Raw genomic sequence first — 25,657 nt, forward strand, 5'->3', positions numbered from 1 at the left:
GATTATAAACTATTTTGGAGCCAATCAATTAAACGATTTTTTATCTGTATTAATCTTTCATTTGAAATACTTCCTAAACGACCATTGACAACCGATGATTCGACACTCGCTAATCGTCCTAGTCGAACAATAGAAGCAACCTTAAGACCAGTAGCTATATAGTCAGAATCTGCCACATCTATTATTTCGTCAAATCCTGCTGTTGATTGATCGATGCGTGAGGAAACCAAAGCGAGTAATAAATCAGGATGGCGACCGGGTGCAATGGCGATTACCAATGCAGGACGAAGTTTTCCTTGTTTCAAGTCAGCTTGAGGAAAACGAATTAATACAATATCACCTGGTTTCATGGTTGATAAATTTCTTGAGCATCTTCTAAGGAATATTCAATTTCATCATTTTCGCCGAAAAGTTGCGTTAATGCAAAATCTTGCCACTGGGTACTTTGCCATTCCGTGTATTCTGATGCTGGTATTTTCTGTTGGGTGGTTATAGATAGGATTAAGCTGGCAATTTGTTCGACAATATGATCTGGTAAGCTATCAATCTGTTGATGTAGTTGTTCGCGAGTAGTGGAAGACATAAATAAAATTTCCTCATCAAATTTATTTGTGGTCACAATACCGGATGTTCGCTGTTGATTTCCCTATAACTTTTCTTGAGATATCATTATAGCAATATCTCTGAGGGTAAGACATTCTTCGTCGTTACGGTGACAGAGTTTTTAAATCCAATCATGAAAATTATAGCCCCATCACCGCTGAGATTAGACTCTCATTCTTTAGTCGCGTTCAACGCTATAAATTGCTTGCAAGCAGAACTCGCCATGCGCGGGGACTTCCACAATATCTGTAGCCGCATTCGTCGTTTCTACGCAGATTAAGCGCTGATAATCTGCATCGTCGAGGTCGGCCATGTTTGCAGAAATTGTCACCCAGGGATTCCACACAACGGCGGATTTACTGCCAGAGGATTGAATACGAATTCGACGGTTGAGGGCGGCATCGTCAATTACTAATTGATTGGTGACATCGAGATAAATGCGATCGACCTCACCGACTGCTACAACTGCACCTACTTGAGTTTTTTCTACACCACCATCAACTTTATCAAGATACTGGCTATTTTCTAAACCCAAAACCTGCACGCGGTTGATGTCGCCGACTCGGAAGTAGGTGTGCAAAGCTTGGGTGAGGGGAAATGCTTTGTCGCCCAGATTGCGGGTGATTAATTCTACAGTGAGGCTGGTGCCAACGGTAATGGCGATCGCCAGTTCAAAGGCTTGAGGCCAAATTTCTCTCGTTTCCTCGGTATCCTGAAGTCCTAGAATGACTTTGGTTGCGCCGTCTGGGGTGGTGGCGGTTTCTACCACATTCCACAGGCGATTCCGCACAAACCCGTGACTGGGGCGGCCCAAGCCTTCGGGATCTGGGCCAAACCAGGGCCAACAAATGGGTATACCGCCTTTAATGGCTTTTCCTTCGGCGTAGTAAGCTTTTTCGCTCAAAAACATCACGTCTGCGGTTTCGGTGGCTGGTTGGAAGGAGAGCACTTGGCCGGCATACACAGAAATCACGGCTTTGGCTTGGCCGTTGTCGATGTGAATCATCGGGAAACCACCGTTTCCGCTAGCGAAGGTGAGGTTGTCTGCAATGCCGTAGTCTGTGTTTAATTGGTCAATACTCATGCTGTTTGCCTGGTTGGTTGCTTCACAATTATCCGATATTATGTGGCTAGATTTTACGATATTCTTGAGTCACTATTTTTTGGGTACAATATACAGCACGTCTCAATTAGTCGTGCAAAAGCATCGTATTTTTTTAATTGGGATTATTGAACCGATCAAAATCCCAGAAAAACTGAAATAATCGTTTAACTGTCGAGAAGTTTGTACAGATGCGATCGCAACGACGAGTCAATTTTTTTGAGGAAGCATCTCATTTTTGCTTTGGTCGTGCCAGCAGGGACAGGATTATAATAAAAAACGCTTTTTTCAATGCAGGAGATGCTGATATACTCCAAGCTCTATCGCGCTTGAGGCAGATTTATGCTAATTGTAAGGGAGATATTTCAGAATTTTTGCGGACAGGAATACGAATCACAAACTCCGCCCCCGTGCCCAGAGTTGAAAAACATATTAGCTGACCACCATGTTTTTGGGTGATGATGTGGTAACAAATCGCCATTCCCATTCCGGTTCCCTTACCAACAGGTTTTGTAGTGAAAAATGGATTAAATATCTGTTTTTTTATTGATTCTAAAATTCCGGCTCCACTGTCGGCGATCGCAATTTGCACCCAGTCTACATTAATTACAGATGTAGAAATAGTAATCAGATTAAGATTTTCTTGTCTTTCTTGTTGAGTTTTTTGAGCATTCACCTCATCAATCGCATCAATAGCGTTTGCCAGAATATTTATAAAAACCTGATTTAATTGTCCAGCATAACACTCCACCAAGGGTAACTTGCCATAATTGCGAATCACCTTAATCTCTGAGCCTCCTCGATTCTCCTTCAGACGGTGTTGCAAAATCAGCAATGTACTATCTATCCCTTCGTGAATATCTACTGACTTTAACTCGGCTTCATCCATGCGCGAAAAATTCCGTAACGACCACACAATTTGACTGATACGTTCAGTTCCGATCTTCATAGATTTCAGGATTTGGAGTAAGTCTATCTGCAAAAAATCCAGATCTATTTCATTTTCTTTCGCTTGAATTTCAGCGACTGGATTGGAATAGTGCTGCTGGTATAGTTGCACTAATTCTAGCAGCTTTTGCGAATATTCCTCAATATATGTGAGGTTGCCGTGGATAAAGTTAACAGGGTTATTAATTTCATGGGCTACACCCGCTACAAGCTGTCCTAAGCTAGACATCTTCTCAGCATGAACAAGTTGGGCTTGAGTTCGTTTGAGTTCGAGCAATGTCTCTTCTAACTGACGCTTTTCCTTGACTTCCCTCTGTGAATCTTCTAGCTCATGGATGATTTGTCGGAGCAAAAACTCCTTTTTTTGATTTGTTTGTTCTAGTTCCAAACAGTTTTTTTCCGCTCGTTCTAACTTTTTTCGCAAAATTCGGTTTTCTTTTTCTAGCTGCTGAGTTGTTAAATCATCTATTTTTTCTGATGCCATAGTCCTATGCTCCTCCAAGTAGCAAAGTAATAAATGTCTCATTATGAAAGCAGGAGATTTTTTGATGCTTGAAAGGAGAAATTTCGCCATAGGTGTAAAACCCACTACTCGGCAATTCCTGGGTTAAGCCAGTTTGAGTTAGCGCATATTCTTCTTTAGTCCGACTACCTAAAATTTGTCGCCGACTCGAACAGGAAAAATAGAGAGCAGCAGCAGGTACTTTACCCGGATAATTTTCTAAGGCTTGCATCATAGATATTTGAGATGCAGTCAGAATACGATCGTGCGTAGTTTCGGTAATTTGAACGATCGCCCCTTCGGGAATGTCCCCAAAAAAGGTTACGCTTCCGAGTACCCGATCGCAAACTCCACTGGGTGCTCGCATATAGTAATGACTTTCATCTACATCAAACACGGCCAGGGGATATTCTGAGGAAGGCGGCAATTTCCCCAAATAGTGATGATAAAATTCTAGAGCGGGTTGGCGATCGATTTCGTACAGGATATTTTGAGAGGCTTTGGTGACTGTGCCCTTTTTCCCTACTGGTTTCCAGCCACTAGCCACACCATGAGAAAATAAAATATCTCCAGAAATTAAGAGAATGGGAATCGCATCACTAAAAACCTCTGTACCGAAGAATTGATAGGTTTGCTGAAACCGCCACTGATCCGCCGCGAGTCCGCCAAAAATCGGGACTTTTTTTTCTAAAGCTTGATTCAAGCTATCTAACATCAAAGCAGCGCTGGCGGTGAGACTTTCTGGGAAGGTAATACAAAGTTTAATCGGTTCTTGATGGCCGGTTTTTGCTTGAACAATAGCAGTTTCAACCGCCGCCTCCAAGTCCTGAGAAATCCCTCGTCCAAGGCCGGCACGGATAGTAATTCGATCGGAACAAAATAGCATCAGGCTAACTGAATCTTGTTCAAATCCTAAAACAGAAGACATTTCTCCATCCGTTGTGCCGCCAATCAGTTGAATTTCGGGATATGTCTGATTGATTTGCTGCAAAATTAGGAGATGGTCGAAATCAATGGCCGCAAACAAGATGCCTGCTTGAGGAATGTCACCTGATAGGGATTGATGGCATTGTTCTAGGACTTCTGTTATTGCTTCTAGAGAGTCAGGATCGTTGCTATGACCTACGACAACTTTTAACATAAATCTGCTTTATCAAGTAGTTGGGATAATAGATGAATGCGTAAATTAGACGCATTTATTCCGATTGGCAAACTGTTAAGCTGTTGTGGATTTAATTGGGATATTCGGGTCGGGCTAAGACTGTAAAACACACTCATGGTTTGATTGGTTTTTGACAGGCAATTTAAATGCAGGACAGCTTAACCATCGACTAATGATTGGAGATTGTCAACGGCAGCGAATCATGACAAAATTACCTGGTTGATGCATAAGTAAGAGCGATATTTAGCTTTGGCGATCGCCCTTTTAGCTACATATTTTGCTAAAATGTAAGATGGCAGTCCAGCAGGATCGCAAAAAGATTATTTAGAAATGCGCGATCGCACTATCTAGCATAACAGAAGGATAAAAACATGGGCAGAGTTACTGCAACAATCGCCGTCACCAACGAAGTAGACAAGATGCTGGCAGAGAGAGGGTTTATAGCAACAGACCAAGTACGTTCAATCACTCTCGATAACGTATTGGTTGATACAGGGGCAACTAGACTCTGTTTGCCAGAAGAAATTATCGCTCAGCTAGGTTTAACCCTAGTTGGAGAAATTGACGGACATACTGTAATCGGATCTAGAAAATTTCGCCTCTTTAAAAATGTCAGTCTTGCCTTAGCGGGAAGAGAAGGAAGGTATGATTGCGTGGAACTACCCGCAGGACAAGAACCTTTAATAGGCTTAATTCCTTTGGAAGATTTAGGCTTAGAACCTGATTTGAAAAATCAACGGTTGATTGTTTTACCAAATGAAGGCAATCAAAGCTATATTCGGGTGTAGTTTTAACAGTCAGGACTAAGGCTAAAAATGATTGAGTTTACGCGCTAATCATAGCGCTAAGATGTACCGCCGCGCACCCTACAATAGAATGCGTGGGTTCAAAACTGTTAACCCAAAAAGTCAATATATATTTGCAATAAATGGTAGTAACTACACACCAACTTATTCAGTGGAAACAGCAAGGGCGTGCAATTGTCGCGCTGACAGGTTATGATTGTGCGATCGCCCAACTACTCGACCAAGCCGGCGCAGACATCATCTTAGTCGGCGATTCCCTAGCAATGACAGTATTGGGCTACGAAACAACACTGCCCCTAACTCTCGATGAAATGCTGCACCACGCTAAAGCAGTGCGTCGCGGAGTCAAACAAGCATTAATTGTGGTGGATTTGCCGTTTTTGACTTACCAGGAAAGTCCGCAGCAAGCGATGCACTCGGCGGGGAGAGTTTTGAAAGAAACTGGCGCTCAAGCTGTCAAATTGGAGGGTGGATATCCAGCAATGGCTGCTACAGTTTCGCAGCTAACATCCGCCGGAATTCCGGTGATGGGACACGTCGGTTTAACTCCGCAGTCGGTACACCAATTAGGCTACAAAAAACAAGGCAAAACAGCGGAATCTGCCGATCGCATCATAGCAGAATCGATCGCACTGGAAGAAGCCGGGGTTTTTGCGATCGTCCTCGAACACATTCCCCCAGACTTAGCTGCTCAAATTACTCAAAAATTAACCGTTCCCACCATTGGTATCGGGGCCGGCCCGCACTGCGACGGACAAGTTTTAGTTACTTCCGATTTGTTGGGACTTTCGGAAAAACAACCGCCTTTTGCCAAAGCTTATGTCAATTTGCGAGAAACAATTACTCAAGCTGTGAAAGATTATTCCCTAGAAGTTAGAGAACGAAAATTTCCCGAATAGATTCGCCGTCAGGAATGCAAGTCATTAAAAATGACGATTTCAGTCCCAATCAACCAACCTAATTTAAACAGCATCTGGGGCATTTTTTCTTGGAACGCCCCAGATGCTCCCCTAATTTACACCTTCGGCCCAGCCTCTTCCTCTTTCTTCTTCTCCTTCTCCTTCTCGTCTAGAGCCGATTCATCATCGCCTAGACCGACCCCTTCCTTAAAACTCCGCAGCGTTTTACCCAAAGCATTTCCCAACTCAGGAATTTTTTTAGGGCCAAAAATTAGAATAGCGACTACCGCAATAATGCCCATTTCGGGCAATCCCAGACCAAACATACAGTCATCTCCTCTAAAACTTGCTCGATCGCAAGTCAATCTGCTGGTATCCTTAAAAGTATCTACCTTTTTTCCTGCATCCTGCAACCGTAGAATCAAGTTTCATTAAGCGATCGCCCGATAAATTAGGAATGTTAGAAATATCCCAGCCTTCCCTGCGCGAGCAACAGCACTACCTCATCCGCGAACTAGCACAACGGATGGAAGCAGTATGGCACCGCTATCTCGACCTCGAACCCTACCACCTCCCCGCTGAGTTGGGATATATAGAAGGGCGCTTGGAGGGAGAAAAATTGATCGTGGAGAACCGCTGCTATCAAACGCCGCAGTTCCGCAAAATACACCTCGAACTCGCTAAAGTCGGGCCGATGCTGGATATTCTGCACTGCGTGATGTTTCCCAGACCGAATTACGCTTTGCCAATGTTCGGCACCGATATCGTAGCAGGCAAAGGCAAAATTAGCGCCGCGATCGCAGACCTTTCTCCCCTCAATCAGAGCCGCACTTTGTCGGAAAATTACCGAACCCAACTGCAAAATTTGCCGGTCAACCAATTTTCCTGTCCCCGCCAAATTCCTGACTGGGGAGATATTTTCTCAGAATTTTGCCTGTTTGTCCGGCCCGATTCACCGGAAGAAGAAGCCAGATTTCTTGACATAGTTGAATCCTACGTTGAAATTCACTGCCAACTCGCAGTCGCAGCAGAACCAGTCTCTGCGGCCGAAGCATCAAAAATTCTCGACGCTCAAATTTACTACTGCACCCAGCAGCAGCAAAACGACAAAACCCGCCGCGTCCTCGAAAAAGCTTTCGGTCAAGATTGGGCAGAAAATTACATGACTCAGGTGCTTTTTGATTTCCCTAAATAGCTGAAATCAGTTTACACTACTTAACAATAGGTGTGAAAAAACTTAATCAAGAAATCACCTATGTGATAAGTCATGGGAAAGGAATCGCGGGTCAAGGATAAGTCATTTTTAAAACCTCCAGGGCGAGGAGTCATTGGTTTAGCGATCGCCGCTACTGTCCTTATCACAGGAGTAGGTTTTTGGCAAGTATCTCAAATTAAAAAAGCCGAAGAGTTAAAGGCGGCTGCAACGGCGGCTGCAACTCCAGCCTCCACTCGCAACAGCGTCACAGCTTTGGGTAGGTTGACTCCCCAGGGGGAAGTGATCAAATTGTCCGCCCCTTCAGCGTCGGAGGGAGCGAGAATTGAAGAGTTGCGGGTGGAAGAGGGCGATCGCGTCAGTCAAGGACAAATAATAGCAGTTCTCGATACGCGCGATCGGCTCCAAGCCATCCTCCAACAAGCCGACAAAGAAGTTCAAGTCAAACAAGCAGAATTAGCCAAAATTCAAGCAGGCGCAAAAACCGGGGAAATCGTCGCCCAAAAAGCCGAAGTTTCCAAGTCAGAAGTTCAACGTCAAAGAGAAACTGAAGGCGAAGCAGCCAATGTCGCCCGCCTAGAAGCTCAACTGCAAAGAGAAACCGAAGCCGAACAAGCAAACGTAGCCAAATTTGAAGCTCAACTGCAAAGAGAAACCGAAGCCGAACAAGCCAATCTTGCCAAGTTTGAAGCGCAACTGCAAAGAGAAACTCAAGCGCAGCAAGCCAAACTCGCGAGGCTGGAAGCTCAATTGCGCGGCGAAATTGCCTCTCAAAACGCTACAGTCGATCGACTAAAAGCCGAATTAGCCAACGCCGAAGCCGAGGAACAACGCAACAAAGAACTCTCCGAAACAGGCGCAATTTCCGCTTCCACCTACGACACCAAACGCTTAACAGTAGCTACAGCCAAACAAAAAGTTAGAGAAGCACAAGCGATATTAGAAAAAACCGTCGCAACTGTGCAACAGGAAATAATTGAAACTCAAGCTACCCTCAAACAAACATTAGAAACAGGCCAACAAGAAATCAACCAATCCCGCGCCAATCTTAAACGCAAATTAGAAACAGGGCGGCAGGAAATTAACCAAGCCCGCGCTACTTTAAATCAAAAGATAGAAACAGGCCGAGAACAAATCAATCAAGCCGAAGCAATGCTGAAACAAAAAGCAGAAACCGGCGAAGCACAAATCAATCAAGCCAGAGCAAATCTCGACCAAATATCCGAAGTCCGTTCCGAAGACGTACAAGCCGCCCAAGCCGCAGTCGAAAGTGCGATCGCCACCAAACAAAAAGCCCAAGTAGACTTAAACTTAAGCTACGTCAAAGCACCCGTATCCGGTTCCATCCTCAAAGTTAACACCAGACAAGGAGAACGCATCAACACCCAAGACGGCATCGTAGAACTAGGCCGTACCGATCAAATGTACGCCATAGCCGAAGTTTATGAAACCGACATCGCCAAAGTCCTAAACGGCCAGCGCGCTACCATCAGCAGCCCCGTATTTGCAGGAAATTTAGAAGGAACAGTCACTCGAATCGGCAAACAAATCGGCAAAAAAGATGTCCTCAATACTGACCCCGCCGCCGACACCGACGCGAGAGTTATCGAAGTCAGAATTCGCCTAGACCCCGAATCGAGCAAGAAAGTTGCATCGCTCACAAACTTGCAAGTTCAAGTCAAAATAGACATCTAAGATTCGGAATTGTTGACTGTTAACTGTTAACTGTTAACTGTTAACTGTTGACTGTTGACTGTTAACTGTTAACCGTTAACCGTTAACTACTGCCAACCACCAACAGCAAACTGCCAACTACCAACTGCCAACTGCCAACTGCCAACTGCCAACTGCCAACTGCCAATTCCCAATTCCCAATTCCCTCTTCCCCCTTCCTTCATTATGGCAAAAATACCCTTAGCTTGGGCACAGTTAACCCGCGAAAAAATGCGCTTAGTCATCGCGCTAGCAGGCATTGGATTTGCCGACTTGCTGATGTTTATGCAGTTCGGATTTAGAGACGCGCTGTTTGAAAGTTCCGTCAGCTTCCATTCACAGTTACAAGGAGATATTTTCATCACCAGCAGCCAATCTACGGCTTTAATAGCCATGAAAAGCTTCCCCCAGCGGCGCTTGTATCAAGCTTTGAGTTTTAACAGCGTTACAGCAATCAGCCCGGTATATCTAGGCTTTGGCTTGTGGAAAAATCCCGCTCCCAACCAGAGCAATACCCGCCAATTGATGGTCATCGGTTTTGACCCCGCTCATCCGATTTTTGATATGCCAGAAATCACAAATAATTTGGACAAAATTAAGATGTCGGATGTGGTCTTATTTGACCGAGCTTCCCGCCCGGAATTCGGGCCAGTAGCTGAATATTTCGATGGGGGAAAAACTGTTGAAACTGAAGTTGACAACCGCCGCGTTAAGGTAGAAGGTTTATTTACTTTAGGGGCATCTTTCGGTGCAGATGGAAATATTGTTACTAGCGATTTGAACTTTCTGCGAATTTTTGCGACGCGGAGAACAAAAGGTTTAATTGATATTGGTATTGTTTACTTGCAACCCGGAACGGATGTTAAGGCTGTTGTGGAAAAAATGAGGGCAACTTTGCCGTCAGATGTGCGAATTGATTCTAAGGAAGAGTTTGTGGCTTTTGAGAAAAAGTATTGGGAAGAAGGCACCGCGATCGGATTTATTTTCACTCTCGGCGCGGCAATGGGATTTATCGTCGGGATAGTGATTGTTTACCAAATTCTTTATACTGATGTTAACGATCACTTGCCGGAATACGCTACGCTAAAGGCGATGGGATATAAGGATTTTTACTTTTTGGGGGTGGTTTTTCAAGAGGCTTTAATATTAGCAATTCTTGGCTATTTGCCTGGGTTTGGGGTTTCTGTGGTGCTGTACAATTTAGGGAGAAGTGCTACGAGTTTACCGATGTACATGACGGTGGGGAAGGCTGTAACTGTGTTTGTAATGACAGTTGTGATGTGTTGTCTATCGGGGGCTATCGCAGTTCGGAAGTTGCAGGCTGCAGACCCGGCGGATATTTTTTAAATTGGTTATTGGTTATTGGTTATTGGTTATTGGTTATTGGTTATTGGTTATTTGTTATTGGGAATTGGGAATTGGGAATTGGGAATTGGTTATTGGGAATTGGGAATTGGGAATTGGGAATTGGGAATTGGTTATTGGGAATTGGGAATTGGGAATTGGGAATTGGGAATTGGGAATTGGGAATTGGTAATTGGGAATTGGGAATTGGGAATTGGGAATTGGGAATTGGGAATTGATAGCTTTGCCGATCGAACGCTATGCTGTAAGAGAGCATCCATCTCGATCGCACTCTTCCTCGGTTCTGCGCTATGACCCAAAGCTTCAACCCCACAGCGTTACCTCGACGCCGATGTTGAAAGCCAACGCGCCGATGCTTAACGAGAACAAAAAGAGCGATTGGCTGCTTATTTGCGATCGCAGGGAGTCGATCCCGATCTCAATTAAGCCTTGTCTGATTATTTTGAACCTTATGGGTTGATTTCATTAAATAATGCCAATTAATTATGAATGCTACACCAGTTGTTTCCATTAAAAATCTCAATCATTCCTTCGGCGAAGGACAACTTCGCAAACAGACATTATTTGACATCAACCTCGAAATTTATCCGGGCGAAATCGTGCTGATGACCGGGCCTTCCGGGTCGGGCAAAACAACGTTGTTAACCTTGATTGGAGCTTTGCGATCGATCCAAGAAGGCAGTCTCAAAATTCTTGACCAAGAATTGCGGGGAACCAAGAAAAATAAATTAGTTCAACTCCGCCGCGACATCGGTTATATTTTCCAAGCTCACAATTTGCTCAAATGCTTGACAGCAAGGCAAAACGTGCAAATGTCTCTGGAACTGCACAGCCATCTTTCTAGCCAAGAAACTAACGATAAAATAGAGCGAATGCTGGAAGCTGTAGGGTTGGGAGAAAGAATAGAATATTACCCGGACAGTCTTTCTGGCGGACAAAAACAAAGAGTTGCGATCGCCCGCGCATTAGTCAGTCAACCAAAATTAATATTAGCCGACGAACCTACCGCAGCCCTAGACAGCAAATCTGGTAGAGATGTGGTAGAAATCATGCGAAGTTTAGCCAAAGAACAGCACAGTACAATATTGCTCGTCACCCACGACAACCGGATTTTAGACATAGCCGATCGCATTATTCACATGGAAGACGGCTACCTCGCACAAGACACCGCCACCAACACCGCCACCGCTGCTATTGCCAGCAAATAAACTTAATTAAATCCGCTTATTTGCGGGAAGTAGGGCGCTTCGCCCCAGTTTTACTAGAACTTTTAGATGCAGTTTTACTTGGAATCTTAGTAACACCTTTTGTTCCTTTTGAACTTTTAACAGAGGCAACTTGACTTGGAAGATCGTTCGCAAGTCTGCCCGCAGCAGCTCTCGTAGTCCTAAAGCTAACATTCACCCCTTCGTTTGACTGTTCCAGCACCAACATCGGCGTTGGCTTGGCTTTTTGATCCCACTCAATGTGAACAATGCGACCTTGAATTGTTGGCTGCCAACTGTCGTGATCGTCGGAAGGACTCAGGTAAGTTTCCAAACAATCAATAATTTGATTAATTGTCGCCGATGTTGCCTGAGTCGGCAGTTTCATCAGCTTAATTTGAATCCGAAACAGCACTCGCTTTTCTATTTTTACTGCCGGATCGCCAGTTTCGTATTCGATATCAAACATCGAATCCACTTGTCTGCCGCTGCCTGCACTTCCGTTTTTCTCTCCGACAGCACCCTGAGTCGGACGCAGGGCAATACTAATTTTGTCTTTGACTTTTACCTTAATTTTGTTCACAATGGCAAAGTGAAAAACCTCTTCCGCCATCCGCATTCTCAGGTAGTCTAAATTAAAGTCTCTCGAGTGGATGAGGTCGGGATTTTTTTCCATCTTTGTCAAGGTTTCCAGAGCCATTTTGTATTTTTTCTGGAGTTCTCGATTTCTAAACTCTTCAAATTTGAGCTTCTTGCTCAAATCTTTGAGTTTTAGCTTGGTAAACACCGCTAAACCGATAAGCAATAACAACAGTGCCCCGGATGCTCCCATCAAGAGTTGATCGGAGGCTAAACCTGCTGGTTTAGCCTGTTTGGGCTTGGGAGAGGCTACTGCCAACCTTGATTCTACAAGGATTATTTTGGTTGACATGGGCTTTTAAAGGGTAAAATTTGGCACTATATTTCTACAGGACTCCAGAGTAGAGCTGGCAGTGCAACTCGATCGACTAACATCGATCTCTTTCTATCACTATCTGTCTACAACCGGATTTCTACAACTCGAACAGGCACCCTCTAATTAATACTCTATCTTTAACTGCAAGCTGGTTCCCGAAATATCGCAAAATCGCGATCGGCCAAGGGGAAAAAGAAATGGCGGATTCTCTGTGTTATATTATACCAGTACAGTTCAAAAACAAGTAGGTTCGGCGGGCTCTGCTTCTCAGAAAAGAACAGTAAACACACATAAATTAATAGTAACTCTGAGAGCGATTGCCCAAAACAATTCTGCCGAACAACCGATCGCCCGGAGATCGTCCGGGTACAGGCCAGGAAGGTGCTAATTGCTACACGCTCCCTCGCTCCCGTCGCCCGGTATAGCGAGTGATTTGGTTGGAGACGATCGCTAGCGGTGCGATCGAACAACGTGTCCTTAGCTAAGATTACAGCTAATACCACCAATATTCGATCGTGACCTACGAACCCCTCCATCACAAATATCGCCCTCAGACATTTGCCGAATTAGTCGGCCAAGAGGCGATCGCCCAAACCCTAACCAGCGCCATCCTACAACAGCGCATAGCACCAGCATATCTATTCACAGGCCCCAGAGGCACCGGCAAAACCTCCAGCGCCAGAATTTTCGCCAAATCCCTCAACTGTATTTCTACCGGCGCGCCCACCCCAACTCCCTGCGGCAAATGCAACGTTTGCCAAGAAATTGCCAGAGGTTCCACACTAGATGTCATCGAAATCGACGCCGCCAGCAACACCGGAGTAGATAACATCCGAGACTTGATCGAACGAGCCCAATTTTCCCCCGTCCAGTGCCGCTATAAAGTATATGTAATCGACGAAGTTCATATGCTGAGTACCCAGGCATTTAATGCCTTATTAAAAACCTTAGAAGAACCACCCGATCGCGTCGTATTCGTCCTCGCCACAACCGACCCCCAAAGAGTCCTGCCCACCATCATCTCACGCTGCCAAAAATTCGACTTCCGCCGGATTCCCCTCGACTCAATGACCGCCCACCTGCACAAAATCGCCCAATTAGAAAACATCAACATTGCCAGCGAAGCAGTACAAATGGTTGCTCAAATCGCCCAAGGAGGACTGCGAGATGCCGAAAGTTTGCTCGACCAACTCAGCTTATTTCCCGACCAAATAACAATCGAAAAAGTTTGGGATTTAGTCGGCGCAGTCCCCGAAAACGACTTAATGGAACTGCTGCAAGCAATTGAAAAAGATAACCCTACAGCATTAATAGACATGACCCGCCACCTCATGGATCGCGGTCGGGAACCGCTAATAGTGCTGCAAAGTCTCGCCAGCTTTTACCGAGATTTGCTAATAGCCAAAACAGCACCCAAACGCTCAGATTTAGTCGCTTTAACAGCCGCCACTTGGGAAAAACTTTGCGATGTTGCTCGCACCTGGGATACCGAGTTAATTTTAGCAAGTCAGAAACAATTGCAAACCCAGGAAGTGCAAATTAAAAACAGCACTCAGCCGCGATTGTGGCTGGAAGTAACCCTCTTGGGATTATTGCCCTCAGCAATTAGAACTCAGCAGCAACCAACAGCAGAACCAGGTAGAAATATTGCTCAATCTTCCCAAAATCTGGGCAGTCAAATACCCCAGATTGAACAGCCTCCCGCTGCCAAACCTCAAAATCTCCCACCGCAGCCGCCACCTATTGCTAATCGGCCAGAAAGCGAACCCACCGCACCGATTTCCGCACCTATACCAACTGCTGAAACGAATCAAACAAATTATGCACCGACTAATTCAGCCGATGAAATTGATTTAGATAGAGTGTGGGAACAGGTACTCGATCGCGTGCGACCCAACGGGACTCAATCGCTACTCCGCCAACACGGACAGCTAGTAATTTTTAGCAATGATAGTGCTTATGTTAAGATTAGTTCCCAGCCGTTACTCAAGATGGTTAAAGACAAAGTAGCTAATCTTGAAGAAGCTTTTGTGCAAGTTTTTAACCGTCAAGTAACAGTAAAAGTGGGAGTTTCCAATCCCGCTGAAACTAATAGTTCCAGCATCAAGGATTTGCCAGCTTCTAACGGACTGGTTGCCGAAAATTTGAGGAATTCTCATCCGGCGGGCGATGGGAAGCAACAGATACAGAATTCGGCGGGTTCTGAAATTCCAGATAATTTTAATAGGGATGAAGGAGAAGAGCAAAAACGCTCTTTGGAGGCTGAAAATACCGCCGCAAAACTGCCAAATATTTCTGAACCTCTGCGGGATAAAAACCACATTACAGACTCTCAGAATGACTCTAAAGCTCAGGCTGTAGCGGTGCGAGATGACGCGCGAGATGTGGCAAATTTAGCTAGGGAGTTGGCTCATATATTTGAGGGGGAAGTAGTCGATTTGTCGGATGATTTAGAGATTTGGGAGTCGGAAACTTTTAGATTGGAATCTGAACCGGATTTTCCTGAGTTATCTGCTGAGGTTGATGGGGATGATTTTATGGGTTGGTAATCAAATTGGGCGGGAGGGAAATGTGCAAGATTTCGCCGATCGCACAAAATCCCGCGCGGGTGTAAACTCGAAATTCCTCCTCGTGTCCTGGCATCAGAAACGCCACCGCAACACCCGCGTCGAAAGCTTCTCGCAGCAGCCGGGCCGTCAAAGCCCCTGCGATGCCCCGCCGCCGAAAAGAAGGGCGGACACCGATACCTGCGATTTCTGTCGTCTGATTTTCCGGCACAGTACAGATTCCAGCCCCCGCAGGTTCGCCCGTTGCTGCTACGCGGGCGAGTACCGCAATGCTGCCCGCCGCGATACTTTTGCGAAGACTGTCAACGTCTTCAGGGCTTGGTGCAACTTCGCCGAAAGCCTCGTGTTGCGCCGCCACAGTACCGAAGAGCTCAGCGTCGGAAACTGGCAAAATTAGCTCAATTTCTGGGGGGATGGGAAGCAATTTCTCCGAGCCCGGAGTACAAATCATCAGCGGCAAGCGTCCCTCAACAGTGAAACCAGCCGAGATCAGGGCTTCTTCGACAGCAGGCGCTAGTTTCGAGACATACTCCAAACGCGGCTTTCGCCCGCGCCAAGAGTACGCAGCGATTAGGGCGTTGACATCGGCGAGGGAAGGTGCTGCGCCGTCGTCGGGAATGGCATAGTTGAGATAAGGGTTAGCGCTGTGGCGGCTGAAGGTAGCGAGAAAGGGCCCGATCCGCTCGGTGTCGCGCTGCTGGCTGGCGGCAAAGCGCAGGTATAGTTGAATGCGAGATTCCATAAGCTGCTGTGCTGAAAACCTTGCCTTTAAGCTGACTCCGGTTTTGGTAGCGAAGACGGAAGTACCAAGAGCTCGGCGGTCGATCGCTTCTCGACCATTTCCTTAGTAATCGTACACCGCGTCACATCCTTGCGCGACGGCAGCTCGTACATCACATCCAACATCAATTCTTCGACAATTCCCCTGAGCGCCCGCGCTCCAGTTTTGCGGCGGTAGGCTTCCTGGGCGATCGCCCGAATCGCATCCGGCTTAAAGTCCAACTGCACATTATCCATTTTTAGCAGCTTTTGATACTGCTTAACCAAAGCATTGCGAGGCTCAGTCAAAATCGCCATCAGCGTTTCCTCATCCAGCGGATCTAACACCGCCGCCACAGGCACCCGCCCGATAAACTCAGGAATCATCCCAAATTTGACCAAATCGTCTGGTTCCAGTTGCCTGAGCACATCAGCGGCCCGTTTTTCCTTCGGCACAGCTTCTCCAGGCTGAATAAAACCCATTGACTTTTTACCCGTTCTCTGCTCGATCACCTTGTCGAGACCGACAAAAGCGCCGCCGCAAATAAACATGATATTGCTGGTATCAATTTGGATGCAGTCTTGGTAGGGATGCTTGCGGCCGCCTTGGGGAGGTACATTGGCGATCGTCCCCTCAAGCATTTTCAGTAGCGCCTGCTGCACCCCTTCTCCAGAGACATCCCGCGTAATCGAAGGATTTTCGCTCTTCCGGGCAATTTTGTCAATTTCATCAATATAAATAATTCCGCGCTGCGCCTCTTCCACATCCATATCTGCCACCTGCAGCAGCCGCAGCAAAATATTTTCCACATCTTCCCCGACATAACCGGCTTCCGTCAGAGTCGTCGCGTCAGCCACCGCAAACGGCACGTCCAGCATATCCGCCAAAGTCTGAGCGAGGAGAGTTTTGCCGCAGCCCGTCGGCCCGATTAACAAAATATTTGATTTTTGCAGTTCTACTTCTTCCGGCGGGTGCTTGCCGCTATTTTTGGCATGGATAAAACTCAGTCGCTTGTAGTGGTTGTAAACCGCCACGGAGAGCACCTTTTTCGCCTCTTCTTGACCGATCGCATTTTCGTCGAGATAATTTTTAATTTCCCTCGGCTTGGGAATTTGGCTCATCGACATACTTTTGCCCGAGGTAGCGCGGCGTTTTTGGGTTGTTTCCTGCTTCGGAACCGCCGCCGCCGGCACTGCACTCGAATCAAACAACTCCTCATCTAAAATTTCATTGCACAAGTCAACGCATTCGTCACAGATATACACCCCAGGGCCTGCGATCAACTTGCGTACCTGCTCTTGAGACTTGCCACAAAACGAACATTTTAGATGGGAGTCGTACTTAGACATAACAGCCTCTTATTTCAGTGCAGTGACATTTTCTCCCGCCGTCGGAAGATTTTCCTTTTCGATAACTCGATCGACCAATCCGTAATCTTTAGCTTCCTCGGCCGACATAAAAAAGTCGCGCTCAGTATCAGCCTCCAACTTTTCGAGGGATTGACCCGTGTGGTGCGCTAAAAGTTGATTCAGCTTACGCTTATGATAAAGGATTTCTTTAGCTTGAATCTCAATATCAACTGCCTGACCTTGAGCGCCTCCAAGCGGTTGGTGAATCATAATCCGGGAGCTCGGAAGAGACATCCGCTTCCCGTGGGCTCCTGCTGTCAGCAGAAATGCGCCCATACTCGCGGCCAAGCCGTAACAAATCGTCACCACATCCGGGCGGATTTGCTGCATTGTGTCATAAATTGCCATACCCGCCGTCACCGAGCCACCGGGGGAATTTATGTACATTTGGACATCTTTTTCTGGATCTTCGGCATCTAGATACAATAGCTGAGCTACGATCGAGTCAGCCACTTCATCGGTTACGGGAGTTCCTAAAAACACGATTCGCTCCCGCAGCAAGCGCGAGTAAATGTCAAATGCCCGCTCGCCCATCCCCGACTGTTCTAGTACCATCGGCACTACATTGCTGGGACTAGAGCTGACATCAAAATCGTTATAGCTTGTAATTAGGTAATTGGAAGATTGAGATACAACCATAAGACACCAGTCAAGGATACTAGACAATTTGCTGCTGATGAAAGCTTGAAATTAAGCCGTCAGCTTTTAACTATTATGCCTTTTCTGAACCGACATGGGGGGAATCGGGAGTTTTGAGTTGGCAAATTGCTTTCCGCAGCGAAGCGCAAAGCTGAGGCGACTTCCCGCGACTGGGGGGTGAATGAGTTGAAATACTTACCGATCGATCGTCGCTGTTTCTAGTTTCTCGTTTTTAGTGCGCGCCCCTAGTTAGTATATAACTTAGCAACAGAAACCCGGTTTCAAAGAAACATCAGCCTTGGGCCATGAGGCATCTACACTGCAGGAGGCGCGAGCGTTCAGAAACCGGGTTTTTTTTACCAACAGCTTTCGTTGCAGGCGGCAGATTCGGTAAAAACCCGGTTTTTTGGCTATCGAATGCGTCAATTACCTACATAGAAACAGGGTTTCTAGCCCCCTGCGGGTAAGTTCGCTGCACCCTAGGCTGGTAGTTTTTGGCATTGCCAAAAAGTAGAAGGTTTTACTCTTGGCCTACGACTTCCACATCAACAACGCTAGTGGCTGCTTCTTCTCCAGAAACTTCAGCGTCTTCTGCTTCTGATTCTTCGTCTAGAGCAGGATTGAGAGAGCCTTCAGGTACGAGTTCGATCGTACCTTTTTCCTCCAACCATTTCAGAGTTTTTTGTTTGAGCAAGTCTTCTCCTACAAATTCCCGCAACTTTTCAGGGTCAAAATTTCCTTTAGGAAACTGCTTTCTGACTTTTGCGACTTCTGCTGCTACTTCCGAGTCTTCCACAGACAAGGATTCGAGCTTGGCCACTTCTGCCAGAGCTAGAGACTGCTTCAGCTTTTCTATTGCTTCCGGGCGCGAGCGTTCCCGCATCGGCCCCATATTTTCTTGGGTAAACAGTTGGTTGATATCTATGCCGTAATTTTTCAATTGCAGCGCTTGTTGGTTCAGCAAATAATCGATTTCGCGATCGACCATTGTTTCGGGAATTTCCACTTCAATTAGCTGCACAAGTGCTGCTGATATGGCTTTTTCCTTATTAGCTGATAACTTGTTTTCTTGGTCTGCTTTAAACCGAGTTTCTAGGGATGCGCGCAGTTCGGCTAAAGTTTCAAACTCGCTAACTTCTTGAGCGAAGTCGTCGTCCAACTCCGGCAATTCTTTTTCCTTAAGTTCTTTCAGAGTAATCGTAAAAACTGCTGGTTTTCCGGCTAATTCTTCACTGCTGTACTCGTCTGGAAACTGCACGGAAACTTCTCTTGTTTCTCCGGGATTCATCCCGATCATGCCTTGGATAAAACCAGGTACAAACTGATCTTCCGACAGTTCTACTTGAAAGTCTTCTGCACCGCCACCGGGAATTTCTGCGGGTGTTTCGCCTTCTGGTGCTTCGGCAAATCTACCGGCGAAGTCAACCAAAGCCACGTCTCCCAACTGAGCGGGCCGGCCTTCTACGGGGATTAAAGTTGCTTTGTCCGATCGATATTTGGCCAGTACCTCATCCACCTGAGCTTCATCATACTTAACTTCTTCTGCTTGAAGCTGCAAGCCACTGTACTGATTCATTTTCACTTCTGGTTGTACGTCAACCTTAGCCGAAAAAGTCAGAGGCTGTTCTGGATCGAACTTTTCTAGCAATTCTTCAAACTCGGTACGCAGTTCAAAACTGCCAATCGCCTGAATTTTTTCTTGTTCGAGGGCTTTTTGTAGCGAGTCGTTAATCAAATTTTCCAAAGCCGTCGCCTTCAAACGAGTCTGGCCCAGGCGCTGCAGCAAAATGTTGCGGGGAACTTTGCCTTTGCGGAACCCAGGAATATTCACTTCGCGAGCGAATTGTTTAATTACCTGCTCGTAAGCTTGTTTGGATTTTTCTGATGGAATTTCGATTTCCAGACCAATTTGGCTGGCTGGAAGTTTTTCCTGGGTTACTTTCATCGGCTTTTTTTGATATTAAACAATAGTTATCGAGAAATGCAGAGGGCAGGAGGCAGGAGGCAGGAGGAATACTGATTTCTACCCTCTGCCTGTGACAGCAGTTCGGTTTTAAGACCCACCAAATTAAAATTTGGTGGCTTTTATTCAAAAGGGGATTGATACCCGTGCTGAATAAGATTTTCTGCCTTCTGCCTTCTGCCTCCTGCCTCCTTCAAAAAATACATACAAATCTGACTTTGCCTGTATTTTAAGTTTCTACGCTTTCAATTGTAGCTGTACAGCTACAAACACCTCTACCGGATGAGACTGTAAGTCGTTTCCGGCTACTTTTTTGGATCTTGCCAATTGACACTCCCCAGCTATCAGGCGTGGGGATTCTTAATTCATCGACTGACCTTTAAGCACCATGTCCTTGCGGCAGTCCTTAAACCTTTCAACCGTACAATAGTACAAATTGACGAGTCTAATTCACAGTAACCCCAGAGGGTCTATCTCCAAAAGCGTACTAGGATACAAGCCTAGAGTTTGGGTATGCCCTACCCTACTTAACAAATCAAGAAATTGTTTGTTTTTACTGGTTTAAGGATGCGTTGATCCTTTAGCTGTATAGCGAGTTTTCGCCACTCTGCGTCCCCCGGTTTATACCTAAAAGTGTGTCTTAACTGTTTCACGATGGTAAAGGAGTTTAACCTTGACGATTTTAGTATACTACCAATACCAGCAATTCCTGATTTTTAGGAATGGATTTAAGAAATTAAAGCCGCCCTAGAAGGACGGGGTTTTAAACCCAATTTCCTGATAAAATAGTTTTAGTTTGAGGATACTAGCTTTTGCTGCTAGAAATGTGGAGGTCAAATCCACCAATCGCCGATGCACAATAGCACAAATCGCCCTCTGATGTCAATGTGGCCGGGACGAGCGGCGCTGCCATCAAAGGATGCGCTTGCTAAAATGCAGGTAGCTCCCAAAAGCTAAGCGGATGCGAATTGGACGTGATCGCGAGGCGAAAGATGCTAAACTGGGATTGAGTGCGATCGACGGCTGCGGTTAACTGCACCTCTACCACCGGCTCGCGCCCTGATATCGCATAAATAAAATAAATTAATTTTGATAAGCTATTGTAAATTTAAATTGTATATTTCCAGAACAGCTTAAAAATCTTCTCCCCCTCGGACTCTGGGACTCTCGGACTCTCTCCCCCTGATTCGCCATACACAATCTCTCAGGCGCAACAGCTTGTGATGCCGTTATTTAAATTTTTGATTTCGATCGTAGAAACTATAATTTGTGGAGGAAACTAATTTGTCTCAATCCTACCGAGTTGCCATATTAGGAGCCACCGGCGCAGTCGGTGCCGAGTTGCTAGAACTCCTGTACAGCAGGAAATTTCCGATTTCTGAATTGAAGCTGTTAGCTTCGGAGCGTTCCGCCGGCACAAAAGTGCCCTTTGGCGGCGAGATGCTGACGGTCGAAGCAGTTTCGGAGCGATCGTTCGATAATGTGGATCTAGTGCTCGCCTCCGCAGGCGGTTCTACTTCTAAACTATGGGCTCCGAAAGCCGTGGCCGCTGGGGCAGTGGTCATCGACAATTCCAGCGCTTTCCGCATGGATGCGACGGTACCGCTAGTGGTTCCCGAGGTCAATCCCCAAGCGGTGGCAGCTCACCGAGGTATAATTGCTAATCCCAACTGCACGACGATTTTGATGGCAGTTGCCGTTTGGCCACTTCACAAAGTTAGGCCTGTGAAGCGCATAGTTGTAGCGACTTACCAGTCTGCTAGCGGCGCGGGAGCCAGAGCAATGGAGGAAACGAAAGCTCAAGCCAGAGCAATTTTGGCTGGGGAAACTCCCAAAACTGAGATATTTCCTTACCCGTTAGCTTTTAATTTGTTTCCGCACAATACGCCGATTAACGATTTGGGGTATTGTGAGGAAGAGATGAAAATGCTAAACGAAACTCGGAAGATATTCGGTACGGACGAAATTAAAATTACTGCAACTTGCGTGCGGGTTCCCGTACTCCGCGCCCATTCCGAAGCGATTAATCTAGAGTTTGCCGAGCCTTTTAGTCCGATCGAGGCCAGGGAAATCTTAAAGGGGGCGATCGGGGTTAAGCTGGTAGAAGACTGGCAAGCTAATTATTTCCCGATGCCTGTAGAAGCCAGCGGTAAGGATGAGGTGTTAGTCGGCAGGATTCGCCAAGATATTTCTCACCCCTGCGGGTTGGAGATGTGGCTGAGCGGCGATCAAATTCGCAAAGGGGCGGCTTTAAATGCGGTGCAGATAGCTGAGTTGCTAGCAGAAAAAGATTTGTTGCGAATCAAAGCAGCGGCTGCTTATAATTAAGGTGGACTCGACCCCAAAAAACGGATAGAAGCCTCCTACTCAAGTTTAAGTAGTGTCGTAAAAAAACCAAAATTTTAGGATCGAGTTAAGCTCCCAGATAAATCTGCTGCAGCAAGTAAATCTAAAATCAAAAACTTGTTCGCTCGCGACTTGTCCGCTGGCGTAGCCGAAGCAAGTCGAAAAATTTCAAACTTGTACGCTCGCGAAGCCGAAGTATCTAAAATCGACTGAAGCTGGCAATTTGGCAAGAGAAATGGCGATTTTAGATAAACCTTCGATCTAAAATCAAAAAGTTAAAATCAACAATCAACAGTCTAAAATCGGAGAAAGTGTGGTAAAGTTTGGACGGGTTCTGACTGCAATGATTACGCCGTTTAAGGAAGACGGCAGCGTTAACTATGCAGTAGCAGAACGGTTGGCAGTTCATTTAGCCGATCGCGGTACGGACAGCTTGGTAGTGTGCGGAACTACAGGCGAGTCTCCCACTATGAGCTGGGATGAAGAGTACGAATTATTTCAGGTGGTGCAAAAGGCAGTCTCCGGTAAAGCTTTGGTAATAGCAGGAGCCGGATCGAATTCTACTTCCGAAGCAGTCGCAGCTACGAAAAAAGCAGCTAAACTCGGATTGGACGGGTGCTTGCAGGTGGTTCCTTATTACAACAAGCCGCCGCAAGAAGGTTTGTACAATCATTTTCGGACGATCGCGCAATCTGCTCCAGAATTGCCTATAATGTTATATAACATCCCCGGTCGCACAGGCCAAAATATGTTGCCGGAAACAGTAGCTCGACTGGCCCAAATCCCCAACATTGTGGCCGTAAAAGAAGCAAGTGGCAACTTGGATCAAGCCAGCCAAATTCGACGCTTGACACCACCTGAATTTGCCATCTATGCTGGAGATGATTCCCTAACCTTGCCGATGTTGGCTGTAGGAGGATCTGGTGTAGTTAGCGTAGCCAGCCATCTGGTAGGAGAGCAACTGCAACAGATGATCGAAGCTTTTGAGACCGGTCAAGTTCAAGTCGCTACCCAGATTCACTTGCAACTTTTTGACTTGTTTAAAGCTCTCTTTCTCACCACAAATCCCATTCCCGTCAAAGCAGCTCTCAAACTTCAAGGCTGGGATGTAGGTTCCACCCGTCCGCCCCTGTGCGATCCGCCCGTTGAGGTAACTCAAAAGTTAAAGGACGTACTGGATAAGCTAGCAGCAGTATCTACTAGCTAGATAGGCGAGAACGAGTTTTCAGACAACTGAATATTAGTTGTAATGAGTCATTAGTCATTAGTCCTCAGTCATCAGTCATTAACTGTTAGTAAGTAGCTAATAGTAAAGGATTAAATACTGAGAATTAAAGATTGAAGGCGGAAGACAACTGACTGTACGGGAGAGTAAAACCCGTAGGGGAGTTTTTCACAAATATCTTGGAAAAAATCGCCCCCATCTAACGAACAGCAGACGACAAAAGACAGTAGAAAACAGACAAAAGACAAAAGACAGTAGACAACAGACACCAGTCAACAGTCAACAGTCAACAGTTAACAGTTAACACTCAAAAATAACTAACAAAGGATACGCATGATCAAAAATACAACTGCATCGGCTCTAAAAGTGATTCCCCTCGGCGGGCTGCACGAAATTGGAAAAAACACTTGCGTGTTCGAGTACGGTGACGAAATAATTCTTTTAGATGCAGGTTTAGCATTCCCGACAGATGGAATGCACGGTGTAAATATTGTCCTCCCAGACATGACTTACCTGCGGGAAAACAGCCACAAAATTAAAGGTATGATCGTGACTCACGGTCACGAAGACCACATCGGCGGCATCCCTTATCACCTCAAAGAATTTGAAATTCCCGTCATTTACGGCCCGCGTTTGGCGATGGCTTTGCTAGCCGGAAAATTGGAAGAAGCCGGAGTATCTCACCGCACAGAATTAAGGACAGTGAGACCGCGGGATACGGTGAGAATTGGCAAGAATTTCTTAGTCGAATACATCCGCAACACTCACTCAATGGCCGACAGCTTTACGGTGGCGATTCACACTCCAGTCGGAATTATCATCCACACCGGAGACTTTAAAATTGACCACACTCCTGTAGACGGCGAACATTTCGACTTGCAAAAGCTGGCGGAATACGGCGAGAGAGGCGTTCTGTGCTTGATCAGCGATTCTACTAACTCGGAAGTTCCCGGTTTTACCGCTTCAGAACGTTCTGTCGCTCCGAATTTAGATAGAATTATCGCTCAAGCAACGGGACGGGTACTGCTGACGACTTTTGCTTCATCGGTACACCGATTGCAAATTGTTTTAGAATTGGCTAAGAAAAACAATCGGTTTGTGGGAGTGGTAGGTCGATCGATGTTGAACGTCATCGCTCACTGCCGCAATCTCGGCTACATCAAATGCGAAGACAGCCTGTTCAAACCGCTCAGAGAAATCCGCAATTTGCCAGATGACAAGGTTTTGATTTTGACTACAGGTTCCCAAGGCGAACCGATGGCGGCGATGACTCGGATTGCTAACGGCGAACATCACGAACTGAAAATCAGAAAAGGCGATACAGTGATTTTCTCAGCTAATCCGATTCCGGGAAATACGATCGCAGTGGTAAACACGATCGACAAACTGATGATGCTGGGAGCAAACGTAGTTTACGGGCGCGACAAAGGCATTCACGTTTCCGGGCACGGGTGTCAGGAAGATCAAAAGTTAATGATCAACATGACCCGTCCCAAGTTCTTCTTGCCGGTACACGGAGAACACCGGATGCTGATTCAGCACTCCAAGACAGCTCAAAGCATGGGCATTCCCGCGAGCAATATGGTGATTATTGACAACGGCGATGTCGTAGAACTAACAGAAAATTCGATCCGAGTTGCTGGTACAGTACCTTCAGGAATTGAATTAGTAGACTCTTCTCGATCGGGCGTTGTCAAAGCAAACGTCCTCAAAGAACGTCAGCAGTTAGCCGGAGATGGCGCGGTAACAGTAGCTGCGGCGTTGAATGCAGAAGGCAAATTAGTTGCTAAGCCAGAAATACACTTGAAAGGTGTAGTCACATCAGCCGATCGCGCACTATTACAACAGTCGATCGCTCAAACGATAGACACAGTTTTGAGCGATCGCTGGTCAGAATTCGTCACGCCTTCTGCAACTACCGAATCAGGAGTTGACGTAGACTGGGCAGGAGTGCAAACGCAAATAGAACGAGCAATTGCACGAGTGCTGCGCCGGGAACTTCAAAGCAATCCCATGCTAGTATTCCTGATGCAAATTCCCGAAGGAGCATCATTTGTGCGACGGGAACCAGCAGAAGTAACACCAGGTTCTCTAGAAGCACCCAAACTATTAGGTTCATCACCGACATCAGCACCAACGCCGCCGCCAGCGCCAGTTCCTGTGAATAAAGTAACAGGTCGTCGTCGCCCCCGGACTGCAGCCAAGGTCGCTTCCACCGTCTCCTAGAATTAACAATCCCTGGTAAAGCCAGGGATTTATTTTTCAACCGCAGACG

24 protein-coding genes are annotated in these 25,657 nt (G+C 46.3%); 11 read left to right on the forward strand and 13 right to left on the reverse strand.

Annotated features, from left to right (window positions below; genetic code table 11):
* Positions 1-2: 2 nt before the first annotated feature.
* The 5 genes from QUB13_RS13235 to QUB13_RS13255 all read right to left on the reverse strand — a co-directional run bounded on the left by QUB13_RS13235 (position 3) and on the right by QUB13_RS13255 (position 4,296).
* A complete protein-coding gene (locus QUB13_RS13235; RefSeq protein WP_333381362.1) occupies positions 3-350 on the reverse strand; it encodes a type II toxin-antitoxin system PemK/MazF family toxin in 348 nt (115 codons plus the stop codon).
* The gene (locus QUB13_RS13240) at positions 347-583 is read right to left on the reverse strand and encodes a hypothetical protein (RefSeq protein ID WP_265236273.1); all 237 of its coding nucleotides are present in this window, start codon (positions 581-583) and stop codon (positions 347-349) included. The genes QUB13_RS13235 and QUB13_RS13240 overlap by 4 nt, the downstream gene beginning before the upstream one ends.
* 198 nt (positions 584-781) lie before the next feature.
* Positions 782-1,687 (reverse strand): D-hexose-6-phosphate mutarotase, encoded by a 906-nt coding sequence (locus QUB13_RS13245; RefSeq protein WP_333381365.1) that lies wholly within the window; start codon positions 1,685-1,687, stop codon positions 782-784.
* Positions 1,688-2,045: 358 nt separating this feature from the next.
* Positions 2,046-3,137 carry a sensor histidine kinase gene (locus QUB13_RS13250; protein WP_333381368.1) on the reverse strand — a complete coding sequence of 364 codons (1,092 nt, stop codon included), beginning with the start codon at positions 3,135-3,137 and terminating at the stop codon, positions 2,046-2,048.
* Between the two features lie 4 nt (positions 3,138-3,141).
* Positions 3,142-4,296: an FIST signal transduction protein gene (locus tag QUB13_RS13255; RefSeq protein WP_333381371.1), complete on the reverse strand. Its 1,155-nt coding sequence runs from the start codon at positions 4,294-4,296 to the stop codon at positions 3,142-3,144.
* Positions 4,297-4,688: 392 nt separating this feature from the next.
* Between QUB13_RS13255 and QUB13_RS13260 the strand changes: the two genes are divergently transcribed.
* Together QUB13_RS13260 and panB are read left to right on the forward strand one after the other, a co-directional pair.
* Positions 4,689-5,105 (forward strand): aspartyl protease family protein, encoded by a 417-nt coding sequence (locus QUB13_RS13260; protein ID WP_333381373.1) that lies wholly within the window; start codon positions 4,689-4,691, stop codon positions 5,103-5,105.
* A gap of 140 nt (positions 5,106-5,245) precedes the next feature.
* Positions 5,246-6,022, forward strand: a complete 777-nt coding sequence (panB, locus tag QUB13_RS13265) for a 3-methyl-2-oxobutanoate hydroxymethyltransferase (protein WP_333381376.1) — start codon at positions 5,246-5,248, stop codon at positions 6,020-6,022.
* Positions 6,023-6,138: 116 nt separating this feature from the next.
* On the opposite strand, the gene tatA is transcribed toward panB, so the two are convergent.
* Entirely contained in the window at positions 6,139-6,435 is a 297-nt protein-coding gene (gene tatA, locus QUB13_RS13270; protein WP_333381379.1) for a twin-arginine translocase TatA/TatE family subunit, read from the reverse strand.
* Positions 6,436-6,479: 44 nt separating this feature from the next.
* On the opposite strand from tatA, the gene QUB13_RS13275 reads away from it, so the two are divergent.
* Together QUB13_RS13275 and QUB13_RS13280 are read left to right on the forward strand one after the other, a co-directional pair.
* Complete coding sequence (locus QUB13_RS13275) at positions 6,480-7,217, forward strand: phycocyanobilin:ferredoxin oxidoreductase (RefSeq protein ID WP_333381381.1); 738 nt, start codon at positions 6,480-6,482, stop codon at positions 7,215-7,217.
* Positions 7,218-7,289: 72 nt separating this feature from the next.
* Positions 7,290-8,930: an HlyD family efflux transporter periplasmic adaptor subunit gene (locus QUB13_RS13280; protein ID WP_333381384.1), complete on the forward strand. Its 1,641-nt coding sequence runs from the start codon at positions 7,290-7,292 to the stop codon at positions 8,928-8,930.
* An 86-nt stretch (positions 8,931-9,016) separates the two neighbouring features.
* Here the strand turns inward: QUB13_RS13280 and QUB13_RS13285 are convergent, their stop codons facing one another.
* Positions 9,017-9,193, reverse strand: coding sequence for a hypothetical protein (locus QUB13_RS13285; RefSeq protein ID WP_333381599.1), 177 nt, complete (start codon positions 9,191-9,193; stop codon positions 9,017-9,019).
* Between QUB13_RS13285 and devC the strand changes: the two genes are divergently transcribed.
* The 3 genes from devC (at position 9,135) to QUB13_RS13300 (ending at position 11,521) form a co-directional block, all read left to right on the forward strand.
* Positions 9,135-10,295 (forward strand): ABC transporter permease DevC, encoded by a 1,161-nt coding sequence (devC, locus tag QUB13_RS13290; RefSeq protein ID WP_333381387.1) that lies wholly within the window; start codon positions 9,135-9,137, stop codon positions 10,293-10,295. The two genes, QUB13_RS13285 and devC, sit on opposite strands and share 59 nt — an antisense overlap.
* A 36-nt stretch (positions 10,296-10,331) precedes the next feature.
* The gene (locus QUB13_RS13295) at positions 10,332-10,607 is read left to right on the forward strand and encodes a hypothetical protein (RefSeq protein WP_333381390.1); all 276 of its coding nucleotides are present in this window, start codon (positions 10,332-10,334) and stop codon (positions 10,605-10,607) included.
* A 191-nt stretch (positions 10,608-10,798) separates the two neighbouring features.
* On the forward strand, positions 10,799-11,521 hold the full coding sequence (locus QUB13_RS13300; RefSeq protein ID WP_333381393.1) for a DevA family ABC transporter ATP-binding protein: 723 nt from the start codon (positions 10,799-10,801) through the stop codon (positions 11,519-11,521).
* Between the two features lie 16 nt (positions 11,522-11,537).
* On the opposite strand, the gene QUB13_RS13305 is transcribed toward QUB13_RS13300, so the two are convergent.
* Positions 11,538-12,449, reverse strand: a complete 912-nt coding sequence (locus tag QUB13_RS13305; protein ID WP_333381396.1) for a hypothetical protein — start codon at positions 12,447-12,449, stop codon at positions 11,538-11,540.
* 161 nt (positions 12,450-12,610) lie between these two features.
* Positions 12,611-13,009, reverse strand: coding sequence for a hypothetical protein (locus QUB13_RS13310; RefSeq protein ID WP_333381399.1), 399 nt, complete (start codon positions 13,007-13,009; stop codon positions 12,611-12,613).
* Between QUB13_RS13310 and QUB13_RS13315 the strand changes: the two genes are divergently transcribed.
* Positions 12,989-15,022 (forward strand): DNA polymerase III subunit gamma/tau, encoded by a 2,034-nt coding sequence (locus tag QUB13_RS13315; protein ID WP_333381402.1) that lies wholly within the window; start codon positions 12,989-12,991, stop codon positions 15,020-15,022. The two genes, QUB13_RS13310 and QUB13_RS13315, sit on opposite strands and share 21 nt — an antisense overlap.
* Here the strand turns inward: QUB13_RS13315 and QUB13_RS13320 are convergent.
* The 4 genes from QUB13_RS13320 to tig form a co-directional block, all read right to left on the reverse strand.
* Positions 15,009-15,782, reverse strand: a complete 774-nt coding sequence (locus tag QUB13_RS13320; protein ID WP_333381404.1) for a GNAT family N-acetyltransferase — start codon at positions 15,780-15,782, stop codon at positions 15,009-15,011. The two genes, QUB13_RS13315 and QUB13_RS13320, sit on opposite strands and share 14 nt — an antisense overlap.
* Before the next feature lie 26 nt (positions 15,783-15,808).
* Positions 15,809-17,149, reverse strand: coding sequence for an ATP-dependent protease ATP-binding subunit ClpX (gene clpX, locus QUB13_RS13325; protein WP_333091101.1), 1,341 nt, complete (start codon positions 17,147-17,149; stop codon positions 15,809-15,811).
* Between the two features lie 9 nt (positions 17,150-17,158).
* Positions 17,159-17,848, reverse strand: coding sequence for an ATP-dependent Clp endopeptidase proteolytic subunit ClpP (gene clpP, locus QUB13_RS13330; RefSeq protein WP_194010717.1), 690 nt, complete (start codon positions 17,846-17,848; stop codon positions 17,159-17,161).
* A 520-nt stretch (positions 17,849-18,368) separates the two neighbouring features.
* Complete coding sequence (tig, locus tag QUB13_RS13335) at positions 18,369-19,793, reverse strand: trigger factor (protein ID WP_333381408.1); 1,425 nt, start codon at positions 19,791-19,793, stop codon at positions 18,369-18,371.
* Between the two features lie 1,302 nt (positions 19,794-21,095).
* On the opposite strand from tig, the gene QUB13_RS13340 reads away from it, so the two are divergent.
* The 3 genes from QUB13_RS13340 (at position 21,096) to QUB13_RS13350 (ending at position 25,608) form a co-directional block, all read left to right on the forward strand.
* The gene (locus tag QUB13_RS13340; protein ID WP_194065680.1) at positions 21,096-22,139 is read left to right on the forward strand and encodes an aspartate-semialdehyde dehydrogenase; all 1,044 of its coding nucleotides are present in this window, start codon (positions 21,096-21,098) and stop codon (positions 22,137-22,139) included.
* 331 nt (positions 22,140-22,470) lie between these two features.
* Positions 22,471-23,364, forward strand: a complete 894-nt coding sequence (gene dapA / locus QUB13_RS13345) for a 4-hydroxy-tetrahydrodipicolinate synthase (protein WP_333381411.1) — start codon at positions 22,471-22,473, stop codon at positions 23,362-23,364.
* Positions 23,365-23,715: 351 nt separating this feature from the next.
* Positions 23,716-25,608 (forward strand): ribonuclease J, encoded by a 1,893-nt coding sequence (locus QUB13_RS13350; RefSeq protein WP_333381413.1) that lies wholly within the window; start codon positions 23,716-23,718, stop codon positions 25,606-25,608.
* Positions 25,609-25,657: the final 49 nt, after the last annotated feature.

This window comes from Microcoleus sp. B4-D4 (assembly GCF_036705185.1).
GTDB lineage: Bacteria > Cyanobacteriota > Cyanobacteriia > Cyanobacteriales > Microcoleaceae > Microcoleus.